The sequence below is a fragment of the Clostridium sp. Marseille-P299 genome (genome assembly GCF_900078195.1).
Taxonomy (GTDB): Bacteria; Bacillota; Clostridia; order Lachnospirales; family Lachnospiraceae; genus Lachnoclostridium.
The window spans coordinates 2,525,826-2,546,211 of sequence record NZ_FJVE01000007.1; the positions used below are offsets into that span (position 1 = coordinate 2,525,826).

General features: G+C 32.7%; 15 protein-coding genes. 4 read left to right on the forward strand and 11 right to left on the reverse strand.

What is annotated here, in order from left to right; translation table 11 throughout:
* Positions 1-67: 67 nt before the first annotated feature.
* From uxaC to BN4220_RS19095, 3 genes are all read left to right on the forward strand, one after another.
* On the forward strand, positions 68-1,468 hold the full coding sequence (uxaC, locus tag BN4220_RS19085; RefSeq protein WP_066720479.1) for a glucuronate isomerase: 1,401 nt from the start codon (positions 68-70) through the stop codon (positions 1,466-1,468).
* Between the two features lie 530 nt (positions 1,469-1,998).
* Complete coding sequence (pyrB, locus tag BN4220_RS19090; RefSeq protein ID WP_066720481.1) at positions 1,999-2,916, forward strand: aspartate carbamoyltransferase; 918 nt, start codon at positions 1,999-2,001, stop codon at positions 2,914-2,916.
* Between the two features lie 14 nt (positions 2,917-2,930).
* Complete coding sequence (locus BN4220_RS19095; RefSeq protein ID WP_066720485.1) at positions 2,931-3,353, forward strand: aspartate carbamoyltransferase regulatory subunit; 423 nt, start codon at positions 2,931-2,933, stop codon at positions 3,351-3,353.
* A 102-nt stretch (positions 3,354-3,455) separates the two neighbouring features.
* On the opposite strand, the gene BN4220_RS19100 is transcribed toward BN4220_RS19095, so the two are convergent.
* From BN4220_RS19100 to BN4220_RS19115, 4 genes are all read right to left on the reverse strand, one after another.
* On the reverse strand, positions 3,456-5,864 hold the full coding sequence (locus BN4220_RS19100; protein WP_066720488.1) for a transglutaminase-like domain-containing protein: 2,409 nt from the start codon (positions 5,862-5,864) through the stop codon (positions 3,456-3,458).
* A gap of 13 nt (positions 5,865-5,877) precedes the next feature.
* Complete coding sequence (locus tag BN4220_RS19105) at positions 5,878-7,050, reverse strand: DUF58 domain-containing protein (RefSeq protein WP_066720491.1); 1,173 nt, start codon at positions 7,048-7,050, stop codon at positions 5,878-5,880.
* Positions 7,040-7,996 (reverse strand): AAA family ATPase, encoded by a 957-nt coding sequence (locus BN4220_RS19110; RefSeq protein ID WP_066720494.1) that lies wholly within the window; start codon positions 7,994-7,996, stop codon positions 7,040-7,042. Before BN4220_RS19110 ends, BN4220_RS19105 begins: the two co-directional genes overlap by 11 nt.
* 589 nt (positions 7,997-8,585) lie before the next feature.
* On the reverse strand, positions 8,586-10,256 hold the full coding sequence (locus BN4220_RS19115) for a formate--tetrahydrofolate ligase (protein ID WP_066720496.1): 1,671 nt from the start codon (positions 10,254-10,256) through the stop codon (positions 8,586-8,588).
* 336 nt (positions 10,257-10,592) lie between these two features.
* On the opposite strand from BN4220_RS19115, the gene BN4220_RS19120 reads away from it, so the two are divergent.
* Positions 10,593-11,240, forward strand: a complete 648-nt coding sequence (locus BN4220_RS19120; RefSeq protein WP_066720499.1) for an HAD family hydrolase — start codon at positions 10,593-10,595, stop codon at positions 11,238-11,240.
* Positions 11,241-11,389: 149 nt separating this feature from the next.
* Here BN4220_RS19120 and BN4220_RS19125 read toward each other — a convergent pair whose 3' ends face one another.
* The 7 genes from BN4220_RS19125 to BN4220_RS19155 form a co-directional block, all read right to left on the reverse strand.
* Positions 11,390-12,757, reverse strand: coding sequence for a GntP family permease (locus BN4220_RS19125; RefSeq protein WP_066720502.1), 1,368 nt, complete (start codon positions 12,755-12,757; stop codon positions 11,390-11,392).
* Between the two features lie 23 nt (positions 12,758-12,780).
* A complete protein-coding gene (gene ilvD, locus BN4220_RS19130; protein ID WP_066720504.1) occupies positions 12,781-14,496 on the reverse strand; it encodes a dihydroxy-acid dehydratase in 1,716 nt (571 codons plus the stop codon).
* 191 nt (positions 14,497-14,687) lie between these two features.
* Positions 14,688-15,383 carry a FadR/GntR family transcriptional regulator gene (locus BN4220_RS19135; RefSeq protein WP_066720506.1) on the reverse strand — a complete coding sequence of 232 codons (696 nt, stop codon included), beginning with the start codon at positions 15,381-15,383 and terminating at the stop codon, positions 14,688-14,690.
* Between the two features lie 535 nt (positions 15,384-15,918).
* Positions 15,919-16,893, reverse strand: coding sequence for a GGDEF domain-containing protein (locus tag BN4220_RS19140; protein ID WP_066720509.1), 975 nt, complete (start codon positions 16,891-16,893; stop codon positions 15,919-15,921).
* Positions 16,893-18,401 (reverse strand): GGDEF domain-containing protein, encoded by a 1,509-nt coding sequence (locus BN4220_RS19145; RefSeq protein ID WP_066720511.1) that lies wholly within the window; start codon positions 18,399-18,401, stop codon positions 16,893-16,895. The genes BN4220_RS19140 and BN4220_RS19145 overlap by 1 nt, the downstream gene beginning before the upstream one ends.
* 87 nt (positions 18,402-18,488) lie before the next feature.
* The gene (locus tag BN4220_RS19150; protein ID WP_066720514.1) at positions 18,489-19,349 is read right to left on the reverse strand and encodes an ATP-grasp domain-containing protein; all 861 of its coding nucleotides are present in this window, start codon (positions 19,347-19,349) and stop codon (positions 18,489-18,491) included.
* 90 nt (positions 19,350-19,439) lie between these two features.
* Positions 19,440-20,348: an ATP-grasp domain-containing protein gene (locus BN4220_RS19155; protein WP_066720518.1), complete on the reverse strand. Its 909-nt coding sequence runs from the start codon at positions 20,346-20,348 to the stop codon at positions 19,440-19,442.
* Between the last annotated feature and the right edge of the window lie 38 nt (positions 20,349-20,386).

Genomic DNA, 20,386 nt, shown 5'->3' on the forward strand with positions numbered 1-20,386 from the left:
ACCAAAAAGTATATACCCTTAAATTACTTAACAGTCATTGACTAAATATTCTAAGGAGGATTTCTATATGAAACCATTTATGGACAAAGATTTTTTATTGTCTAATGAGACAGCTAAAACATTATATCATGATTATGCAGCAAAAATGCCAATTATTGATTATCACTGCCACATCAATCCACAAGAAATTGCTGAAGATAGAAGCTTTGATACAATCACTCAGGTATGGCTTGGTGGTGACCACTACAAATGGCGTCAAATGCGTTCAAATGGAATCGATGAAAAATATGTAACTGGTGATTCCACTGACTTTGAAAAATTTGAAAAATGGGCACAAACGCTTCAAAAAGCGATTGGTAATCCACTTTATCATTGGTCTCATTTAGAACTTCAAAAATATTTTGATTATCATAAGCCTTTAAAAGCTGATAACGCAAAAGAAGTTTTTGATCTTTGTAACGAAAAGTTACACGATAAGGACATGAGCGTTCGTAATATCATCAAAAAATCCAACGTTGAAGTAATCTGTACTACTGATGATCCTATCGATTCATTAGAATGGCACAAAAAAATTGCTGAAGATTCAAGCTTTGATGTTAAGGTATTCCCAGCTTGGAGACCAGATAAAGCAATGAATATTGAAAAACCTGATTACCTTGACTATTTAGCTAAATTAGAAAACGTAAGTGGCGTTAAAATTTCTAATTTCGAATCTTTAAAAGAAGCTCTTAAGGTTCGTCTTGCATTCTTTAATTCTATGGGATGTAAAGTTTCTGATCATGCTCTTAATTATGTAATGTACAAACCTGCTACTGAAGCTGAAATCGAAGAAATTTTTGCTAAACGTTTAGCTGGTGGAAGCTTAACAGAATTAGAAGAACTTCAATTTAAAACAGCATTCATGGTATTTGTAGGTAAAGAATACAATAAACTTGGATGGGTTATGCAGTTACATTATGGTACAAAACGTGATAATAACGTATTCCGTTTCAATCAATTAGGACCTGATACAGGATTTGACTGTATTAACACAGAAAGTTCTTCTGCTGAAATGGCAAACTTCTTAAATGCACTTAACTCAACAGATGAATTACCAAAAACAATTATTTATTCTTTAAATCCTACAGACAATGCTGCTATTGGTACTGTAATTGGATGTTTCCAAGATTCAACTTGCGTTGGTAAAGTTCAACAAGGTTCTGCTTGGTGGTTCAATGATCACAAAGTTGGTATGACTGAACAGATGACTTCTTTAGCTAACTTAGGTTTATTAGCTAACTTCAATGGTATGTTAACAGATTCAAGAAGTTTCTTATCTTACACAAGACATGAATACTTTAGAAGAATTCTTTGTGATTTAATCGGAACTTGGGTTGAAAATGGCGAATATCCAAACGATATCGAATTCTTAGGACAAATGGTTCAAGACATTTCTTACTACAATACTAAGAGATACTTCGGATTCTAATAAAAATTATAAGGGTTGGTACGAGATAATTTATTATCTTGTTCCAACCTTTTTTTATCTGATAAATTCTTATACTAACTCACTCTATAATTTTTCTACTAATTTAAAGAGTCATATAAAAAATCCTCACCCCAATATCATGAATAGTAGAAATAAATAAAAAAGAATTATTCTAGATATAATTGCAAAAAATTGTAGCAATTATAATCTGCACTCTTTTTTATAATTAATCTCAACTATCTTTTATATTCGCTTGACTTTCTTCCTTCCTTTTTATGTATCACATATTAATTTATAGTAAAAAATAGTATACAATTCTTTTAGTTGGTAATTATTGTGTTAATTTTTTTAGTTTAATTTTAAAATTTCTACTTGAAATATCACCATCGGTATATTACAATATTGAGTTGAATAAAGTTTTGTACATAGCATCAGGACTTTTTAAATATCCTGTATGTCTCACTTTATAAACATGAAAAGAAATGACTTTTAGAAACGAAAAAACGTCATTCCCATATTTGGAGGTGCTTATGAAACACATTATTAGTCCACTTGATTTGTCTGTTGAAGAACTTGCTAACGTTCTTGATTTAGCTGAACAGATTATCAACGACCCAAAAAAGTATGCCGAATGCTGTCACGGTAAAAAATTAGCGACCTTATTTTACGAACCAAGTACCAGAACGAGATTAAGTTTTGAGGCTGCCATGCTGAATTTAGGTGGTAGTGTACTTGGTTTTTCTTCCGCTGATTCTTCCTCTGCTGCCAAGGGCGAAAGCGTAGCAGATACCATTCGAGTTGTTTCCAGTTATGCAGATATATGTGCAATGCGCCATCCAAAAGAAGGTGCTCCATATGTTGCTTCTACTTACTCTTCTATCCCAGTAATTAACGCTGGTGATGGTGGTCATAATCATCCAACCCAAACTCTCACGGATTTACTTACAATTAAAAATTTAAAAGGTAGTCTTAATAATCTTACCATCGGATTTTGTGGGGATCTTAAGTTTGGACGAACCGTTCATTCATTAATTAACGCTATGGTACGTTATGAGAACGTTAAATTTGTACTAATCTCTCCTGATGAATTAAAAATACCTGCATACCTAAGAGAAGAAGTATTAGATAGAAACAATATAGCTTATAAAGAAGTAAAAGTACTCGAAGATGTAATGCCAGAACTTGATATCCTATACATGACTAGAGTACAAAAAGAGCGTTTCTTTAATGAAGAAGATTATATAAGATTAAAAGATAGTTTTATCTTAGATGCCAAAAAGATGGAACTTGCTAAAAAAGATATGTTAGTACTACATCCACTTCCACGTGTGAATGAAATTGCTACTGAAGTTGATGATGACCCTCGTGCAGTATATTTTAAACAAGCCCAATATGGTGTATATGCTCGAATGGCATTGATTATGACTTTACTTGGTATCACAGTATAGAAGGGAGAAATAACATGTTAAACATTGGTGGATTAAATCATGGCGTTGTCATAGATCATATTGAAGCAGGAAGTGCTATGAAAATCTATGAATATCTTCAATTAGAAAAATTAGATTGTAGTGTCGCAATCATTAAAAATGCTAGAAGCAATAAGATGGGAAAGAAAGATATTATCAAAATTGAAGGACCTCTAGTAGTTGATCTAGACGTTCTTGGGGTGATTGATCCTAATTTAACAATAAATATTATTGACAATGGTAATATTATAGAAAAACGCCATTTAAACTTACCTGAATTAGTAACTGGTATTATAAAATGCAAAAATCCAAGATGCATCACTTCTGTAGAAGCAATTCCTCATAAATTTAAACTTACAGATAAGAATAAATGTGTCTACCGTTGTATCTACTGCGAACAAGCATTTAAGAGAAATTAATTGACATAAAAAGAAAAGCCCACTGTAACAGTGTTATCACTTGCCGTGGGCTTTTCGATATTATTATAATTCCTCTTCATTGAACAACACTCTACTTTTAACCTATCTACTAAAATCTCTATATGGATTTGCGATTAACATATATAGACATAGTAGCTTATATCGTGCAAATCCCAATTCTAAGTGTGTTTTATGTAATAAATCCTCCTTAAACTCTCGCACAAGAGTTTCAGACGATTCATCTAAAACTTCTTCATGATAACGAACCTTTATAAATGTATTTAAAACATCTGGCAATGTTTCCTGATTTATATGCTTACAGTCAATACGATTAAAAAACTCAAAAATAGTTTCTTCTTTCAATGGTAGGTACCCTATTTTCTCAAGGATATACAATATTTGTACCATATTAATTAAAATTCGTGTACTACCACTTATCTTTTTATAACACCGTTTATTGTAATAAACTTTGAAAATTAGATAAAGTACACTACAAATTACTATAATAATCAGAATTCCAACAAATATGAGTTTACCAAACGGGTTAATCTCCTTTTGGGTTAGTTCTAACATATCACCACCCATTTCTTCGATTTCTTGAAACTCCTCTTCGGATAAGAAATCTTTATAGGAAATTTGTGTAGGCGTTACTTTATTAGCACTCTCTTCTTCCTTCCACTTTGTATATCGAAACTCTTGATAAGAGGGTGTAGGTTCAAAAGCGATCCATCCGATTCCTTCTATATATGCCTCTGGCCAAGCATGAGCATCTAAATCCTTTACAATATATGCATTTGACTCATTCTTTGAGCTTTCTTTAACATAAAAACCTTGCAAATATCTTGTTGGAATCCCAATGGTTCTTGCCATCATGGCAAATGCTGTTGCAAAATGAGTACAATACCCTTCCTTAGTTTCAAACAACAAGGAATCCACTGCATCATCCGTATCTTTTAATATTTTAGGCGTTAATGTATAGTTTAAATTTTGCAAATATCCTTCGATCGCCTTACACTTTTCATAGTCAGTACTATAATTTTTTGTTAACTCCTCACTTAAACGTTTCACTCGTAAGGGCATATTTCCTGGTACATTACAATAATTCTGCCTAACATAGGAATGATACTTTAAAAGCACTGATTCTATCTGATCCACAGTAAGAGAAGAAGATCTATCAAACTTATTCACTAATTTTAAAATTAACTCACCTTCTTTATGATCAATACTGCTTATGTTTAAATTATTATATTTTGCTTGATTAAAAAATTTATCTAGCTCTTCACTACCTAGATTAAGTTCAAGAGACTTCACTGTATATTCCGTTTCCTTTCCCTCTAATTTCTTAAACTTTAAATTAGCATTCTTTACATAACTCGCATTTTTATTTATATCCACTTCAATCATTTTTGCTGGTAGAAAGATTGATTTTGTAAAAATATTATCATACTCCACTATATAGGTACGGTAATCGATAAAGGACGGCATCTTTGTTTCTTCCGCTAGCAAATCGTTATATGCCAATGCACAATAAAATTCAAGTAAATCAATTTGTGATTCCTTTAACTGATATGTATTTTCAAAATTGCCATTAACATCCCCCCACTCATTGTTTGCATAGTAACTCTTAATATTACCTTGCAGATAAAATCCACCCTCTATCTTTTTACTAAGTTTAATACGAAGAACCTCCTCATATGATGAAATTACATCTCCCCCCAAAGAACCATCTTCTGAATATCCTGAAAATAAAACCGAATAATCTGCATTCTCTGGATGCATCCATACACTTATATTGGCAATAAGTTCACTGGTTGAATCTGATATACTTTGCCAAAGATATTTAACAAAACGCCATTCCATAGGGTGTTTTTTCGTAGGTATTGCCAGCAGTGAAATGAAAACCAACAAAAAGATAGGTATTAGATATGTCATAGCACCTACGAAATCTTGTCCCCGGTTTTTATATAAACGTTGATAACTATATTCAGTTAGCATAAGCAAAACATAGGTTAATAGACATACCACAAAAAGCTTTGGTACATCATATTGTAAGAAAGATACTATAATTAGCCCAAAGAAGAAAACAACAGCCGTGACTACTCTTAAAATATAGCTATGCACAAATAGATAAATCGGAATTCCTATTATGATTAGCAATACACAAATAGTGAATATTTGATAATCTACACTAGGGTTCTTTTCTAGAAACCGTTCCTTAAATAGCCACTTCCAATAACTTTGATATCCTTTAAGTAACGAATATTTCGTAAGCCAACTAATAAAAAATATAGTAGCAACAACACCGAGTATAAAGACATATAATATTAGCCGCTTTTTATTTATATCTACGATTCGTAAGAATGTAATACTAATAATTGCTAGGAATACAATATGAATTTCATTTGCCCCCAACAAAATTAATGAATTTAATAATGACATCCCAGCAAGACTGAGTAAAAATGTTAAGAAAATGTGATATGCATGACGCTTATAGATATTTTTAATATTCATCTCATTTCCTCCCCTACCCCTGATCCAAAACATCACTTACTTCTTGATCAAGTGTAACCTGAAATAATAAAATTCTATCATCCAAATTCTTAAGTCCAATTTCACTTCTATCTTTGTTGATATATAGTATGATTATGGTATTTCCATTCTGTACGGCCTGATAACTAGCATAGCAAAGTTCCTTTGTAATGGTATGTGTAATCATCATACAATAATTTCGCCCACCACCGAATCTATTTGCCTCAATTAGCAAATTGGCTATGCTTTTGGTACTACAAAAAGCAAGATCCATCGTCATCTGGTATAGCATATCAAAGCTGACTTTATTATGAATTTCTTTCCTTTGAGTTCCCTTTCGGTCAAACACAATCGTAATCGGTGTATTTTTTCGAAAATAAAAATCAACAATAGCTAGGGTAGCCTCAATAATCTTATCCTCTATGATAATTTGATTTAATTCTGAGTCATTTACTTTTGTTAAATCCATAAGTAGTAAGATTTCAGACTTTGGCTCATCAATAAATTTTCTTGTTAAAAGTTGATTTGCTCGTGCACTTGCCTTCCAATGTATATGTTTTATAGCATCACCCTTCTGATAATTTCTAACCTCTACATCCGGTATATTAAAATAAACTGGTGTCGTGTATCGTTGCTGTTTTGAATCCATTTCTTCAAAAAAAATCAGGTATTTCAGGCGAATGATCCTTGGCAATACTTTTATATTAATAGTTGATGGAGATGGATATGTCAGACGAAATAATCCAAGAAAATCTGTTATTTGTACCTTATCAATTCCTGCGAAATATTCCCCACGATACTTGCAATAAATAGTGGTTTTATAATTATATTGCTCGCCAGGTAACAAACAATAACAATCGATTGCATTTAAAGCTTCTACTTCGCTTGTTTCATGCAAAAAAGTAATATTAACATTTGTATACGTAAGGATATCTTCATTCGCTAGAATAAACTGATACGGTATATGCTCTCCTTTCACAATTGTTTTACGATCAATTAACTGATATACGCAAAATCTAAAATATACATATACCATATAGATACAAGAAAAAAGAGGTATTAATAGCAACATAAAAAAGATGCTATAGCTGATAACACCTCCATAAAAACTTATAAAAATTGCAGAAAGGATAATCGAAATTACTAAAAGAATCCTGCTACGCACCATAAAAATCTCCCGTTAATATTGGCACTCTAACTTTTCTTATTATTGATTTTATTACTTCATCCAGTGCTACTTTATTAATTTTCGCTTCCATTGAAAGCACCAAGCGATGATTTAGCACTGGATAAATCACTTTTTTAACATCATCTGGTATCACAAAATCTCGACCACTTAAGTAGGCGCATGCTTTACTTGCTCGGATTAATCCTAAGGTTGCTCTTGGGCTTGCCCCTAAGGAAAGGCTTTCATGAACTCTAGTTTCACTTATTAAATTAACGATATATGTAATTAAGTCTTTATGGATATCAACGGACCTCACTTCATTTTGTAATTCACATATTAACTCTTTATTCGCTACTGTTTTCACCTTTTTTATCGGCTCTTCTTTTAAATAATTCAAAGCCATCAAAATTTCATCTTCAACTGTAGGATATCCAATGGAAATTCTCATTAAAAAGCGATCTAATTGTGCCTCAGGTAAATTATAGGTTCCTGTAAATTCCATTGGATTCTGTGTTGCTATTACCATAAATGGTGCTTCTATTGGATAAATAATTCCGTCTACTGTTACTTGCCTCTCCTCCATCGCTTCTAATAGACTTGACTGTGTTTTAGGTGAAGTCCGATTAATTTCATCTGCTAAGATAATGGAATGCATAATCGCACCTTTTTGAAACTCAAATGTAGCATTTTTCATATTATAAACAGATATACCAGTTACATCACTTGGTAGGGTATCAGGTGTAAATTGAATTCTGCTAAAACTAACATCCATCGTTTTTGCCATCGCATTTGCTAAACTCGTCTTTCCTACTCCAGGTACGTCCTCTAGCAATAAATGTCCCCCTGCAAGAAGCGCCATCATAGCAAATTCTACTTTATCTTTCTTTCCGATTAAAACATTATTAATTTCGTTCATAATGTTATTCGCTTCTTCATAAAACCTCATATCCTACTTTCTCCTTCTTATTTATATGTCAATTCTTAATTATTCATTTTCCAATTTTTAGCTAATTTCATTGTATCATTTTCATATTTCTATAACAATATGGCAATTATACTTTTTACATGAATAATCAGATATGCATTTATGCTTACTTTTACTACGTTGCGTAAAATTAATCTATTATTGGGATACCTTAAAATGACTATTGCTAAATAAAAAAAGTCGCATGGTAGCTGTTTTTATAGGCTCCCCGTTGTGATAAACTGTTTTATTACGTTAAACAGTCTAACATGAGAAGCCTTTTAACAGGCTACCTGCAACTTATGACTTTATTAAGCTAATATAAAATTGATATTATAATTTACTTCTTCTATTAAGTTTAATTCTTTATACTAGCTTTTACTTCTTAATGTTAGCTTTTACTTTTTATATTAGCTTTAAATTTTTATTAAATTAACTTCTTACATTAACTTTTACTTTTTATATTAGGTTTCACTTTTTATTATAGATTTTGCTTTATCCGTTAACCCCGTTTATTCAATTTACATTTATACTTAAGCTATCATTTCCTACGTATTTCATTTAAATACATTTAGAACAAACCGATAATCTCACCATCTTCATTCACATCAATGCGTTCTGCTGCTGGCACTTTAGGAAGTCCTGGCATAGTCATTATACTACCTGTTATTGCTACAACGAAGCCTGCGCCAGCTGATACGTATACTTCTCTTATATTCACTGTAAACCCAGTTGGTCTTCCTAGTTTCGTAGGATCGTCTGATAAAGAATATTGATTTTTAGCCATACAAACAGGTAAATTACCAAATCCCAAAGATTCCAATTTTGCGAGTTCCTTTTCAGCTGCAACATCAAAGCTTACACCGTCTGCACCATAGATTTCTTTTGCAACCGTTTCAATCTTTTTCTTTAATGGCAATTCATTATTATATAACGGTTTGAAATTACTTTCCTTCGTTTCTATTGTTTTTAAAACTTTATTAGCTAAGTCAATTCCGCCTTCTCCGCCTTTTTCCCAAACTTCAGAAAGAGAAAACTCACAGCCTCTATTTTCACAGAATTCCTTAACAAAGGAGAGTTCTTTCTCTGTGTCTGATGAAAATTTATTTAAAGTCACTACTACTGGGACATTATATTTTTGAATATTTTCAATATGTTTCTCTAAATTCACAATACCTTTTTGTAATGCCTCTATATTTTCAGTGGAAAGTTCTGTTTTAGGAACACCGCCATTATATTTTAAGGCACGCACCGTTGCTACTAATACTACTACAGATGGTTTTAAATTTGCGATACGACACTTAATATCAAAGAATTTCTCCGCACCTAAATCTGCACCAAATCCAGCTTCTGTAACAACCACATCTGCTAATTTTAATGCTGTTTTCGTTGCCCTTACACTGTTGCATCCATGGGCAATGTTCGCAAATGGACCACCATGAATGATAGCTGGTGTATTTTCAAGTGTTTGAATTAAGTTTGGTTTAACTGCATCCTTTAAAAGTGCTGCCATTGAACCAACCGCATTTAAATCCTTTGCTGTTATTGGCTTTCCTTCATAGGAATACGCAACAATAATTCTACCAAGTCTCTCCTTTAGGTCTTCCATATTCTCTGCTAAACAAAGAATTGCCATGATCTCAGAAGCTACCGTAATAATAAAATGATCTTCTCTAACTACACCATCCGCTTTTCTACCAAGTCCAACAACAATATTTCTAAGGGCACGATCATTCATATCCACACAACGCTTCCAAACAATCTGATTTGGATCAATTGAAAGTGCATTCCCTTGATGTAGATGATTGTCTAGCATAGCAGCAAGTAAGTTATTCGCTGATGTTATTGCATGAAAATCTCCTGTAAAATGAAGATTTAAATCCTCCATAGGAACCACCTGTGCATTACCACCACCTGCAGCTCCCCCTTTAATACCAAAGCATGGGCCTAAGGATGGTTCTCTTAGAGCAATTACTGCCTTTTTATTTAATTTACCTAATGCTTGACCAAGACCTACGGTTGTGGTGGTTTTTCCTTCTCCTGCAGGAGTTGGATTAATCGCCGTTACTAAAACTAATTTACCATCTTCTCTATCTTTTACACTTTCCCATAACTCATCGGTCAATTTCGCTTTGTATTTCCCGTAAAACTCCAAATCATCTTCTTTTATTTCAAGTTGTTTTGCTACATCACTAATGTGCTTCATTTTCGCTGCTTGCGCGATTTCTATATCTGTTTTCATACGAATCTCCTCCTAACGTTAATGAACGTTTTTATTCATTAACACCATTATAACAAAAAAATACAAGAAATGAAGTACAATTCTTATTATATATTTTTCAGCTTATTATAAATGAAACTAATAACTTGTCTTTTTATTTCTTTATTACCATGATACTAACCTAACAACTTTTATTCCATATTTCTTCATTATCTATTCTTTCATATCTCTTCATTATCACAAAACTATCATTTTTTTCTTCAATTGATATCAAATCCTACACAACCTTGTATTTCTAACCACCATTCTATATAATAAAAGTAGCACTCATACATTATCTTTTCACTGGAGGAAAAAATGAAATACAATACAATTATCTTTGATTTAGATGGTACCTTACTTGATACCTTAGAAGATTTAAAAAATAGTGTAAATTATACATTGGAGCAATTTAATTATCCAATAAGAACTTTATCAGAAGTACGCAATTTCATTGGAAATGGTGTAAAAGTCTTGCTTACTAGATCTTTTCCTGCAAACAGCACTCCAGAAATGATAGAAGAAGCTCTTATTATATTCCGTAACCACTATGCAAAGCATATGTATGATAATACTTGTCTTTACCCTGGAATTTCTGAATTACTAACACATTTAAAAGAATCGAACTATCGACTGGCTATTGTATCAAATAAACTTGATAGTGCCGTAAAAGAATTAAATGAACGCTTTTTTAAAGACTTCATAAATTTATCCATCGGTACAAGTGAGAATGCGAAAAAGCCAGATCCATACCATGTACTTGAAGCAATGAAACTACTTGGTTCTACCATAGAGGATAGCATTTACATCGGGGATTCTGATGTTGATATTGAAACTGCTAAAAATGCAGGTATCCCATGTGTCGGAGTTTCATGGGGATTTCGTGGCCGTGAATTTTTAGAGGCACATCATGCTGACTTTGTTATCGATGAGCCAAGTGAATTAATACAGCTATTAAAAAGATAGTTTAGCCTATTTTTATAGGACAAAGCAGTTATACTTTTATTTATTACAAATTAAAATTAAAAAATGAGGATTACCCAGCTTTGCAGAGTAAGTCCTCATTTTTATTTTAACAATTCATATTGTTTTTTACACAATCAGTGTTTTCTATTCTAAGAAACGATAAACCAAACGATAATCGCTCCAACAAGACCAACTACACCAACTAAAGTTTCTAACACTGTCCATGTCTTTAAGTTTGTCTTTTCATCTACTTCAAACATAGACTTAGTTAACCAAAAGCCGGCATCATTTACATGGCTAAATGCAGTTGCTCCACCAGCTATTGCGATGGTTAACGTAGCAAGCTGTAACTGACTAAGTCCAGCAACTGCAGGCATGGAAGCTACAATACCTGCTGCCATCGTCATAGATACAGTAGCGGATCCTACAGAGATTCTTACCGCTGCTGCAATTAAAAATGCGATGATTACTAATGGCAATGGAAGCCCACCTACAAAATCTCCAAACACTTCACCAATTCCTGAATTTTGTAATACAAAACGTAGCATACCACCACCAGCAATTAATAAAATTATATTACCAGCAGAACGTAACGAGCTAGTCATAATATGTGTTAGCTCTTCCATTTTATAACCGCTAGGTAATCCAAGAAATAAAACGGCCATTATCGTTGATAATAATAACGCAATTACTGGAGTTCCTAAAAACGTTAACAATGGACTAAGTGGTGCTAAAAATGGAATTGTAGAAGATACTGTATTTAAAATAATCAAGAATAATGGTAATAATATTACGAGTACGATTACTAAAAAACTTGGACGCTTTCCATTTTTATCTGCCTTATTCTTTTCATTTTCTTCATAAGAAGTTGGTACTGGTACAAACATTTTATTTCCTGCAAATTTACCAAATACAGGACCAGCAATAATCATCGCAGGAATACCAATAATGATACCAAGAATGATTACATAACTTAACTCCACATTTAACATCTCAGCGACTAATACAGGACCTGGTGTTGGTGGGATAAAGGCATGTCCAATTGCCAAACCTGCTAATAAAGGAATTGCATAGTGGTAAATAGAACGTCCAGTTTTCTTTGCAATACCAAATGCAACAGGAATTAAAATTAATAATCCTGACTCAAAGAATACAGGCATACCAACGATAAGACCAGTGATTCCCAACGCCCATGGCGCATTTTTCTCACCAAAACGGTTCAATAATGTATCCGCAATTACTTCTACACCACCAGTTGCCTGCAATACTGCACCAAACATAGAACCTAAACATACTAAGATTGCTATAGTTTGTAAGGTAGATCCAACACCATTTGTAATGGTATCTACAATCATAGTGTATGGCATACGAACGATAAGGCCAATGAGTAATGCAGAGGACATAATCGCTAAAAATGGCTGTACCTTAAATTTGATGATTAGTAGTAATAGGACAGCAAAACCAATTAAAGCTCCTATTGTCAATAGTTGTGGGGATGCACTAAATGTAGCTTCCATAAAAACCTCCTAAAAAACAAGATCTATTCCATATATCCGCCCTTCATTGGGGACACTGCTCTCTCTGAAAACACTTTTAATACGCCGTGTTGATATTTGTTTTTTCTTGGACGCCATTTAGATTTTCTTTCTGCTAAAATTGCTTCCATTTCTTCTTCTGTTTTTTTCTCTCCTGCAACTCCAACAATGCGAAGAACACGATTTGGAATGTTTACTTCAATTAAGTCGCCTTCTTCTATAAGTGCTATAGGGCCACCTTCTGCAGCTTCTGGTGAAACGTGTCCGATTGCTGGTCCTTTGGATGCACCAGAGAATCTACCATCGGTAATTAATGCAATAGATGCGCCTAAGGTAGCGTCTGAAGCAATGGCTTCTGTAGTGTAAAACATTTCTGGCATACCACTACCCTTTGGTCCTTCATAACGTATGATAACTGCATCTCCAGGCTTAATTTCATGGGTTAAAACAGCCTTGATTGCATCTTCTTCACAGTCAAATGGTCTTGCACGTAAGGTAGCTTCAAACATTTCTTTTGGAACTACTGTATGTTTAACAACAGCTCCGCCAGGTGCTAAGTTACCACGTAAAATAGCAATACTTCCATCCGTACCAAATGGACGATCAAACGGACGAATAATATCTTCTTTTTTAAGATTTAAACGATCTAAATAAGCTTGGCATTTATCGTAAAAACCATTTTTCTTTAAGTCTTCTAAATTTTCACCAAGAGTTTTTCCTGTTACCGTCATGACATCCAAATGAAGCATGTCTTTAATCTCTTCCATAACGGTTGGTACACCACCTGCATAATAAAAATATTGTGCTGGCCATTGTCCCGCTGGACGAATGTTTAATAAATAATGTGCTCCTCTGTGTAAACGGTCAAAGGTATCCGCATCAATATCAATTCCAAACTCTCTAGCAATTGCCGGAATATGAAGTAATGAATTCGTAGAGCCTGAAATTGCTGCATGAACCATAATTGCATTTTCAAAGGATTTCATTGTTACGATTTTTCTTGGAGTTAAATTTTCTTTTGCTAACCAAACAGATTGCTCTCCAGCTTTCTTTGCAAATTCACGTAAGTCTTTGCTAGTAGCAGGAAGCAATGCACTACCAGGTAACATTAAACCAAGTGCTTCTGCCATAATTTGCATTGTGGATGCTGTTCCCATAAATGAGCAAGCTCCACAAGATGGGCAAGCATTATGCTTGTAAAATTCCAATTTTTCTTTTGAAATTTCACCACGTTCGCACATAGCATTATACATACCGATTTGTTCTAGCGTAAGCAAATCTGGACCTGCATCCATAACTCCACCAGTAACCATAATGGATGGAATGTTAATACGTCCAATTGCCATTAAATGTGCAGGAACACTTTTATCACAACTAGCAACGAAAACACCACCATCAAAAGGAGTTGCATTGGCATGAATTTCCATCATATTTGCCATCATATCTCTAGATACTAATGAATAGTTAATTCCATCATGACCTTGTGCTTCTCCATCGCAAATATCGGTGCAAAAATAGCGAGCGCCATAGCCGCCTGCTTCCATAACACCCTTTCTTGCTTCATCCACAAGCTCTAATAAATGAACACTTCCTGGATGGCTATCTCCAAAGGAACTTTCAATAATAATTTGCGTTTTTGATAAATCTTCTACGGTCCATCCCGTACCTAAACGTAATGGATCAAGTTCTGGTGCTATCTTGCGTAATTCTTGACTTTTCATACATAATTCCTTTCAAATATACGAATTTATATAACTCCTTGTTAGTCATGTCATGTATTACGTAATACGTCTGACGTCTGTTACTACATTATCACGAAACTATATGATTCGTCAACCAAAATTTTAGCCAAAAGTAATAATTTTTTCCTTAGAACGCAAAAAAAGAGACTGTAACAACAATCTCTTTTCTACTATTGACCTATCACTTTTTTTATTTCTTCTCGATTTAATAGTAAATGAACTTGCATAGATTCCTTTGCTTTTGCACCATCACGATTTGCAACGGCTTCAACAATTGCATTATGGGTACGTATCGTCTCCTCTTTTAATACTGATTCAGTCATCTTAATAAATAACATTACCGCTGATTGTATCACTGGTATTAAATTAGGTACCACCTGATTCTTGCTTAACTCTGCTAATAATTCATGGAATGCTATATCTGCTTCCGAATGCCCTACTCCTTTACGAATACATTCTTCTACTTTTGCTCCAGCTTCTCTTAATTGAAGGATTTCCTCGTCTGTCGCACGCTCTGCAGCTAATCTCGCAATTTCTGGCTCTATCATTAATCGCACTTCACATAAATCAAGAGCAAGCTTTTTCTTATCTTCTATCATCCATAATCCAAGTGGATCATCCATAATTCCAGTACGTTCACACACAAAGGTCCCACAACCCCTTCGTATTTCAACAATATTTTGTGAGCATAAGATTTTTACTGCCTCACGAATTGTTCCCCTACCAACTTGCAACTGATTTGCCATCTCAAATTCATTGGGTAGTTTTTCTCCAGCTTTTAATTCGCCTTGTACTATTAATTCTTTGATTTGTTCTGCTACCAACTCCGGTAATCTTTTTTGGTTGTTATATAGAGATTTTAGCATACTCACACTCCTAACACATGCAACCCTGTTTTAAATTATATTAAAATATCGGTATATTCTTTTGAAATAAAAAGCGCTCCACAAAGGAAGCACACACTTATTAAATAATTCTAATTCCAGTTCTATGAAGATTCTTTATGTAATCTTATCCTACTAAAAATAGTACAATTTCTATTTATGTTGAATCATAACTATACTAAAATATAACAGTTTATGATATCATTGTCAAACGTAAAAATGATTAGATTCGTTCCTTAGATATACAAATGGGACTGTCAAAAATAGAGTTTATTCTCTTTTATGACAGCCCTGTTATATTTTTCTGATGTAACTATTAGCATGCTATTTTTCATCGATAGTACTTAACCTAACCCTATTAGGTGCTCTAGTATCTTACCACCTTATCATCAAGTACATTATTATTGGAACAGATGATATTATAACACATAATTTTTTCTTTTTCTCATGTAATTATTGGTACTTAACTCTGTAATTATGCTATTTTACGTCTTGATTCATCCTATGTTACGTTGGTTTATATGATTTCACCTAATGAAATATTATTTTTACCATCTCTCTTGCCTTTAAACAAAGCAACATCCGCTGCGTGCCAAAAATCAATAAATGTATGATTCTTATTTGGAATTCCAACTACATATCCTTGGCTAACCGTAAATACACTGTTTTGAGTCTCATTCTCCACAAGTTCCCCAAGCATCATAGCCGATTCTTTAATTGAGTGAGCAATTTTATACATCTCTTCTTCACTTATATCAAATGTTATAATAAAAAATTCATCTCCCCCAAATCGTGCACAAAACTGGCCATTACAACATTTTTGGATAATCTGTGCAATAATTTTTAAACGCTTATCACCATCTAAATGCCCATAGTTATCATTATATTGTTTAAAATGATCTACATCAACAATAATGACTCCAAAATTTTTCTGTTCATCATAGGCTTTCTTAAAATATTTTTTACTATACTCATTTAGTGCATAACGATTCGGTAGTTCAGTTAATTCATCATGCTCGGATTGCTTTTTTAATCTTTGCTCTTCCTGCAACAATTGTTTTTGCTCTTTAACACCTTTTAAATATTGAAGTTGTGTATTTATATTTGCAATTTTAATATCCGATAACTCTTTATATTTTTCATTCATTAATTCATAATATTTTTCATATAGAGGAATTAATTCTTCTTCGTTCTTGATCTTTTCACAAAATTTTATCCGAGCACGCATATATGCAATCATTAAATCGTCTATATTCATCTTAGAAATACATGTAAGGAGGTAATTTAACATATGCTGTGTGCAATCAATCTCATCAAACTCCATTGCAATATCACATAATTCAATACATTCTTTAATTAACTCCTCGTTGCATTTCTCATGTTTTATCTTTTCTAATATCTCAGTATAACTTTTTAGACAGATTTGATTATTTTGCAAAGCTTCATTCTTCACAATATCAATAAAGGAATATATATCTAGATTTTCATACATCACAAAGCACTCTCCTTCGTATCGCTAATCTCTCCAAAAAAAACTGCCTTGCGTGACTTGTTTTTTCCTTTACTAAGTGCCATGTCTGCTTTCTTTATAAAATCATCAAAATTAGATCCATTCTTTGGTATCATTTGGAATATACCATGACTTACGGTTATTCGATCATAAGGTAGACCCTCAGCCTGTTTTATATTTAGTTTTGAAATGATTTCTTGAATTTCATTCGCAATTTTCTTAATCTCATCTGTGGACTGATTAATAAATATTATAAAAAATTCATCTCCTCCATAACGTGCTACAAAATGATTTTTGGCAACACTACGCAAGGTCTCTGCTATTTGAACCAAGCATTTGTCACCATTTAGATGTCCAAAATTATCATTGTATTGCTTGAAAAAATCAACATCTATTATATCAATACCAAAGTTTAGTGAAAGCTTCATCGCATTTAAAAACTTTTCATTCACATAAGATTTTAAGCGGTAACGATTTGGCAGCTTTGTTAACTCATCTTGCTCTGAGCGTTCTTTTAAAGATGCAAGTCTCTTCTTTAAATATTTATTTTCCTGCTCAATGCGAAGAACCTCATTCCTCTTTAACAAACGCACTTGTTTCAGCTCTTTTACCAACTCTTCTTTTTGTTTTGTATGTTCTAAAAACTCCTTGAGAGCGTCTAAGTATTTTGTAGAATCTTTTTTATACTTATAATACTCTAATTTGGCAGAAAGTGCTGTAAAGGAATAATTGTCATAATTTAAATCCTTAGCAATTTCTATCATAGCGTCAAGTAAATGAGACAAAGCTTTTTTATTTTTATTTTTTAATTGTAATTGAAAGATTTCATAAAATTCAAAAAAACATTCTCTATGATTACTTAGGTTTATCTCATTTAAAAGTTGTTTTGTATAATATGTTATTCGATCAAGGTCCACAATACCAAATGAGGTTTTAAGTCTTAACGAATTTATCAATATTCGATATCTATATGTAAAATCAAAAAAACGCCTTTCCCCAATAATTTTAATATAAGTTCTTGCCATTTCATAATTTTGAATTGCACAGTAAGCAAGACCAATATTAATATTAAGGAGAAAAACGCGCTCTAAAAGATTTTCATTATCAATGTTAATCATAAAATAACATGTTCTTTCTTTATGAAAATACAAAAGCGCATCCCTACTTGCCCCTAGTCGTTGATATGTATAACCTATATAGCTGTATATTATGGCTAATTTTTCATTATTGTTTGTTTGCTTTACTAACTCAAGAGCATGAAAAAAATAATCAAATGCTAACTGCTCATAGCCTAAATTCGCATGTATTCGTCCCAGTTGAGTACACAAATCAACAAAATCTATGATGTTCAAGTGATCGCGATAAATTTCATATGCTTCTAATAACAGATTCAATTTTAATTTCTGATACATGCTAGTACAACAAATATCAAAACCAATGTAACCATCAAATTCTTTAAGAATCCTTTGAACATCTGCCATATTTCCCATAAAATCAATCCCTTCTAGGTCATTTGTCCTATTAAGGATAAGTTTATCACTAATTTTTACATATTTCAACAATATATTTAAAAAAGTTTACATCTTTTTCATTTCCTTGAGTTTTATAAATTCAAGGTACATTTTCGCTAAATTTATATCCTTACATTGATATAACATTCTAGCACCTACAACATCCTCGATTTCATTAAATAGCAGAGTATTATCATCTGCAACTATAAAATCAATACCAACCAATCCGAAATCAAACATACTTATAATACGTTTTACTACTTCTTCTTCCTCTTTTGATAATTCATATAAACACACATCACCACCCAAAGAAAAATTTGATTTAAAACCTTCTTTTGCAGTTCTAAGAACACATGCTAAAATTTCATCTCCTAACACGTAGACACGTAAGTCTTGGTGTTTACTACCAACAAGTGGTTGTATTACAAAGTTTGAATCGATATCCGTAATCTCTTTGTCATAGGTTTGATTCTCAACTAAAAAAACTTCACTTCCACCATGTCCTGAAACCGATTTTACAACTGATTTGTCTTCTAATTTTGAAATCCTTTTGACTAATTCATGTTTTCTGCAAAATCTAGTATCTACCATTGGTATTTTAAGTTGTGCGACATACTGATATGTTTTTGCTTTATCATTGCATATTTCAGCTACTTTTGAATTGTTATAGGTTGAAACCCCCATCATTTCCAACTGACGATTTAATAAAGGGTAGATTGTCCTTACAATTGCAAAATCCGGAAGATTCATTTCTTGATCTTTGTATTGAACGAACCAAGTATTGTCTTTTACTCCAAATTCTAAAGAATCAGTGAGTAATAATTCGATAGATATCCCTAACTCTTTACCTTCTCTGATATATTCATTAATTAACCATTCATTTTTTATACTATCCTCTTTACTATAGATTAGCCATCCATGTAGCATATAAAATACCCTCCTGCTGTTAATAACGTTGTTTTCATATTTTTAATTATATTTTTTATTCATTTTAATGTTAAACTTTACTTATAACCATTATTTATAAATCTTTTCTTTAATATACTCAATAATTGCATTGGCTGTATTTACACCCGTACAGTCAAAAATATTTTTAAAATGTGCATTGGAATTAACCTCGCATACCAATCGTTTTTCATTCTCCCCAAACAGTATGTCAACTCCTGCAAAATTAAGACCTAATATTTCACAACACCTTAATGCTAATTTGACTTCTATTTCATTTGGTTCATAAGGTTTCATACTGCCGCCATTGCTTATATTTGCGCGAAAATCTCCGTTTGTAGAATAACGATACATAGCGGTAATTACTTTATTTCCAACTACTTGCAAGCGAATATCTTTTCCTTCACTTACCTTGATATACTCTTGAAATAACATAGGCTTTGCACCAACGCTCAAGACAATGTCATGTAACTCCTTATCATCCTTTGCTAGATATACTTGAGCCCCAAAAGAACCAAAACACTCTTTTACTACGATAGGAAATGTGAGTTTTTGCTTTACTTGTTCTAAAAACTTAACATTATTAAATCCTATATTGGCAAATGTCATTGGTGCTAGAATCGTTTTTGGCATAGGTATTCCTTCTTTAGTTAGTAATAGATGTGTCATGGATTTATCATCACAGTTTGCTATCGCTTTTGCAGAATTAAATACTGGAAATCCTAATGCTTCAAAATACATTGCCAAACGGATATCCTTGTCCCAAAATAATATAAAATCCGGTAAATCTCCATAATATTTCTTATAATTTTCTTTAAAATCACCAGTCTCTAAATGAACTAAGATTTCTGCATTCGTTTTAATTAGAAGTGATATTTGACTTTCCTTTGCAGCTTCCATTAACCACTTACTTTGTTCTGAAAATTTATCTGCATTTAAAAATTCATTGATAATTAATAACCCTTGATTTGTTTTCTCCATCGTAATCCCTTCTTTCGCACGCTCTTTGCACACTTCTA

Bases quoted from the DNA above. Each gene is read 5' to 3' on its own strand.
- BN4220_RS19145 (WP_066720511.1), bottom strand. From the start codon at position 18,401: ATGGGAAATATGGCAGATGTTCAAAGGATTCTTAAAGAATTTGATGGT.
- uxaC (WP_066720479.1), top strand. From the start codon at position 68: ATGAAACCATTTATGGACAAAGATTTTTTATTGTCTAATGAGACAGCT.
- BN4220_RS19125 (WP_066720502.1), bottom strand. From the start codon at position 12,757: ATGGAAGCTACATTTAGTGCATCCCCACAACTATTGACAATAGGAGCT.
- BN4220_RS19120 (WP_066720499.1), top strand. From the start codon at position 10,593: ATGAAATACAATACAATTATCTTTGATTTAGATGGTACCTTACTTGAT.
- BN4220_RS19110 (WP_066720494.1), bottom strand. From the start codon at position 7,996: ATGAGGTTTTATGAAGAAGCGAATAACATTATGAACGAAATTAATAAT.
- pyrB (WP_066720481.1), top strand. From the start codon at position 1,999: ATGAAACACATTATTAGTCCACTTGATTTGTCTGTTGAAGAACTTGCT.
- BN4220_RS19155 (WP_066720518.1), bottom strand. From the start codon at position 20,348: ATGGAGAAAACAAATCAAGGGTTATTAATTATCAATGAATTTTTAAAT.
- BN4220_RS19150 (WP_066720514.1), bottom strand. From the start codon at position 19,349: ATGCTACATGGATGGCTAATCTATAGTAAAGAGGATAGTATAAAAAAT.
- BN4220_RS19115 (WP_066720496.1), bottom strand. From the start codon at position 10,256: ATGAAAACAGATATAGAAATCGCGCAAGCAGCGAAAATGAAGCACATT.
- BN4220_RS19100 (WP_066720488.1), bottom strand. From the start codon at position 5,864: ATGAATATTAAAAATATCTATAAGCGTCATGCATATCACATTTTCTTA.
- BN4220_RS19095 (WP_066720485.1), top strand. From the start codon at position 2,931: ATGTTAAACATTGGTGGATTAAATCATGGCGTTGTCATAGATCATATT.
- BN4220_RS19135 (WP_066720506.1), bottom strand. From the start codon at position 15,383: ATGCTAAAATCTCTATATAACAACCAAAAAAGATTACCGGAGTTGGTA.
- BN4220_RS19140 (WP_066720509.1), bottom strand. From the start codon at position 16,893: ATGTATGAAAATCTAGATATATATTCCTTTATTGATATTGTGAAGAAT.
- BN4220_RS19105 (WP_066720491.1), bottom strand. From the start codon at position 7,050: ATGGTGCGTAGCAGGATTCTTTTAGTAATTTCGATTATCCTTTCTGCA.
- ilvD (WP_066720504.1), bottom strand. From the start codon at position 14,496: ATGAAAAGTCAAGAATTACGCAAGATAGCACCAGAACTTGATCCATTA.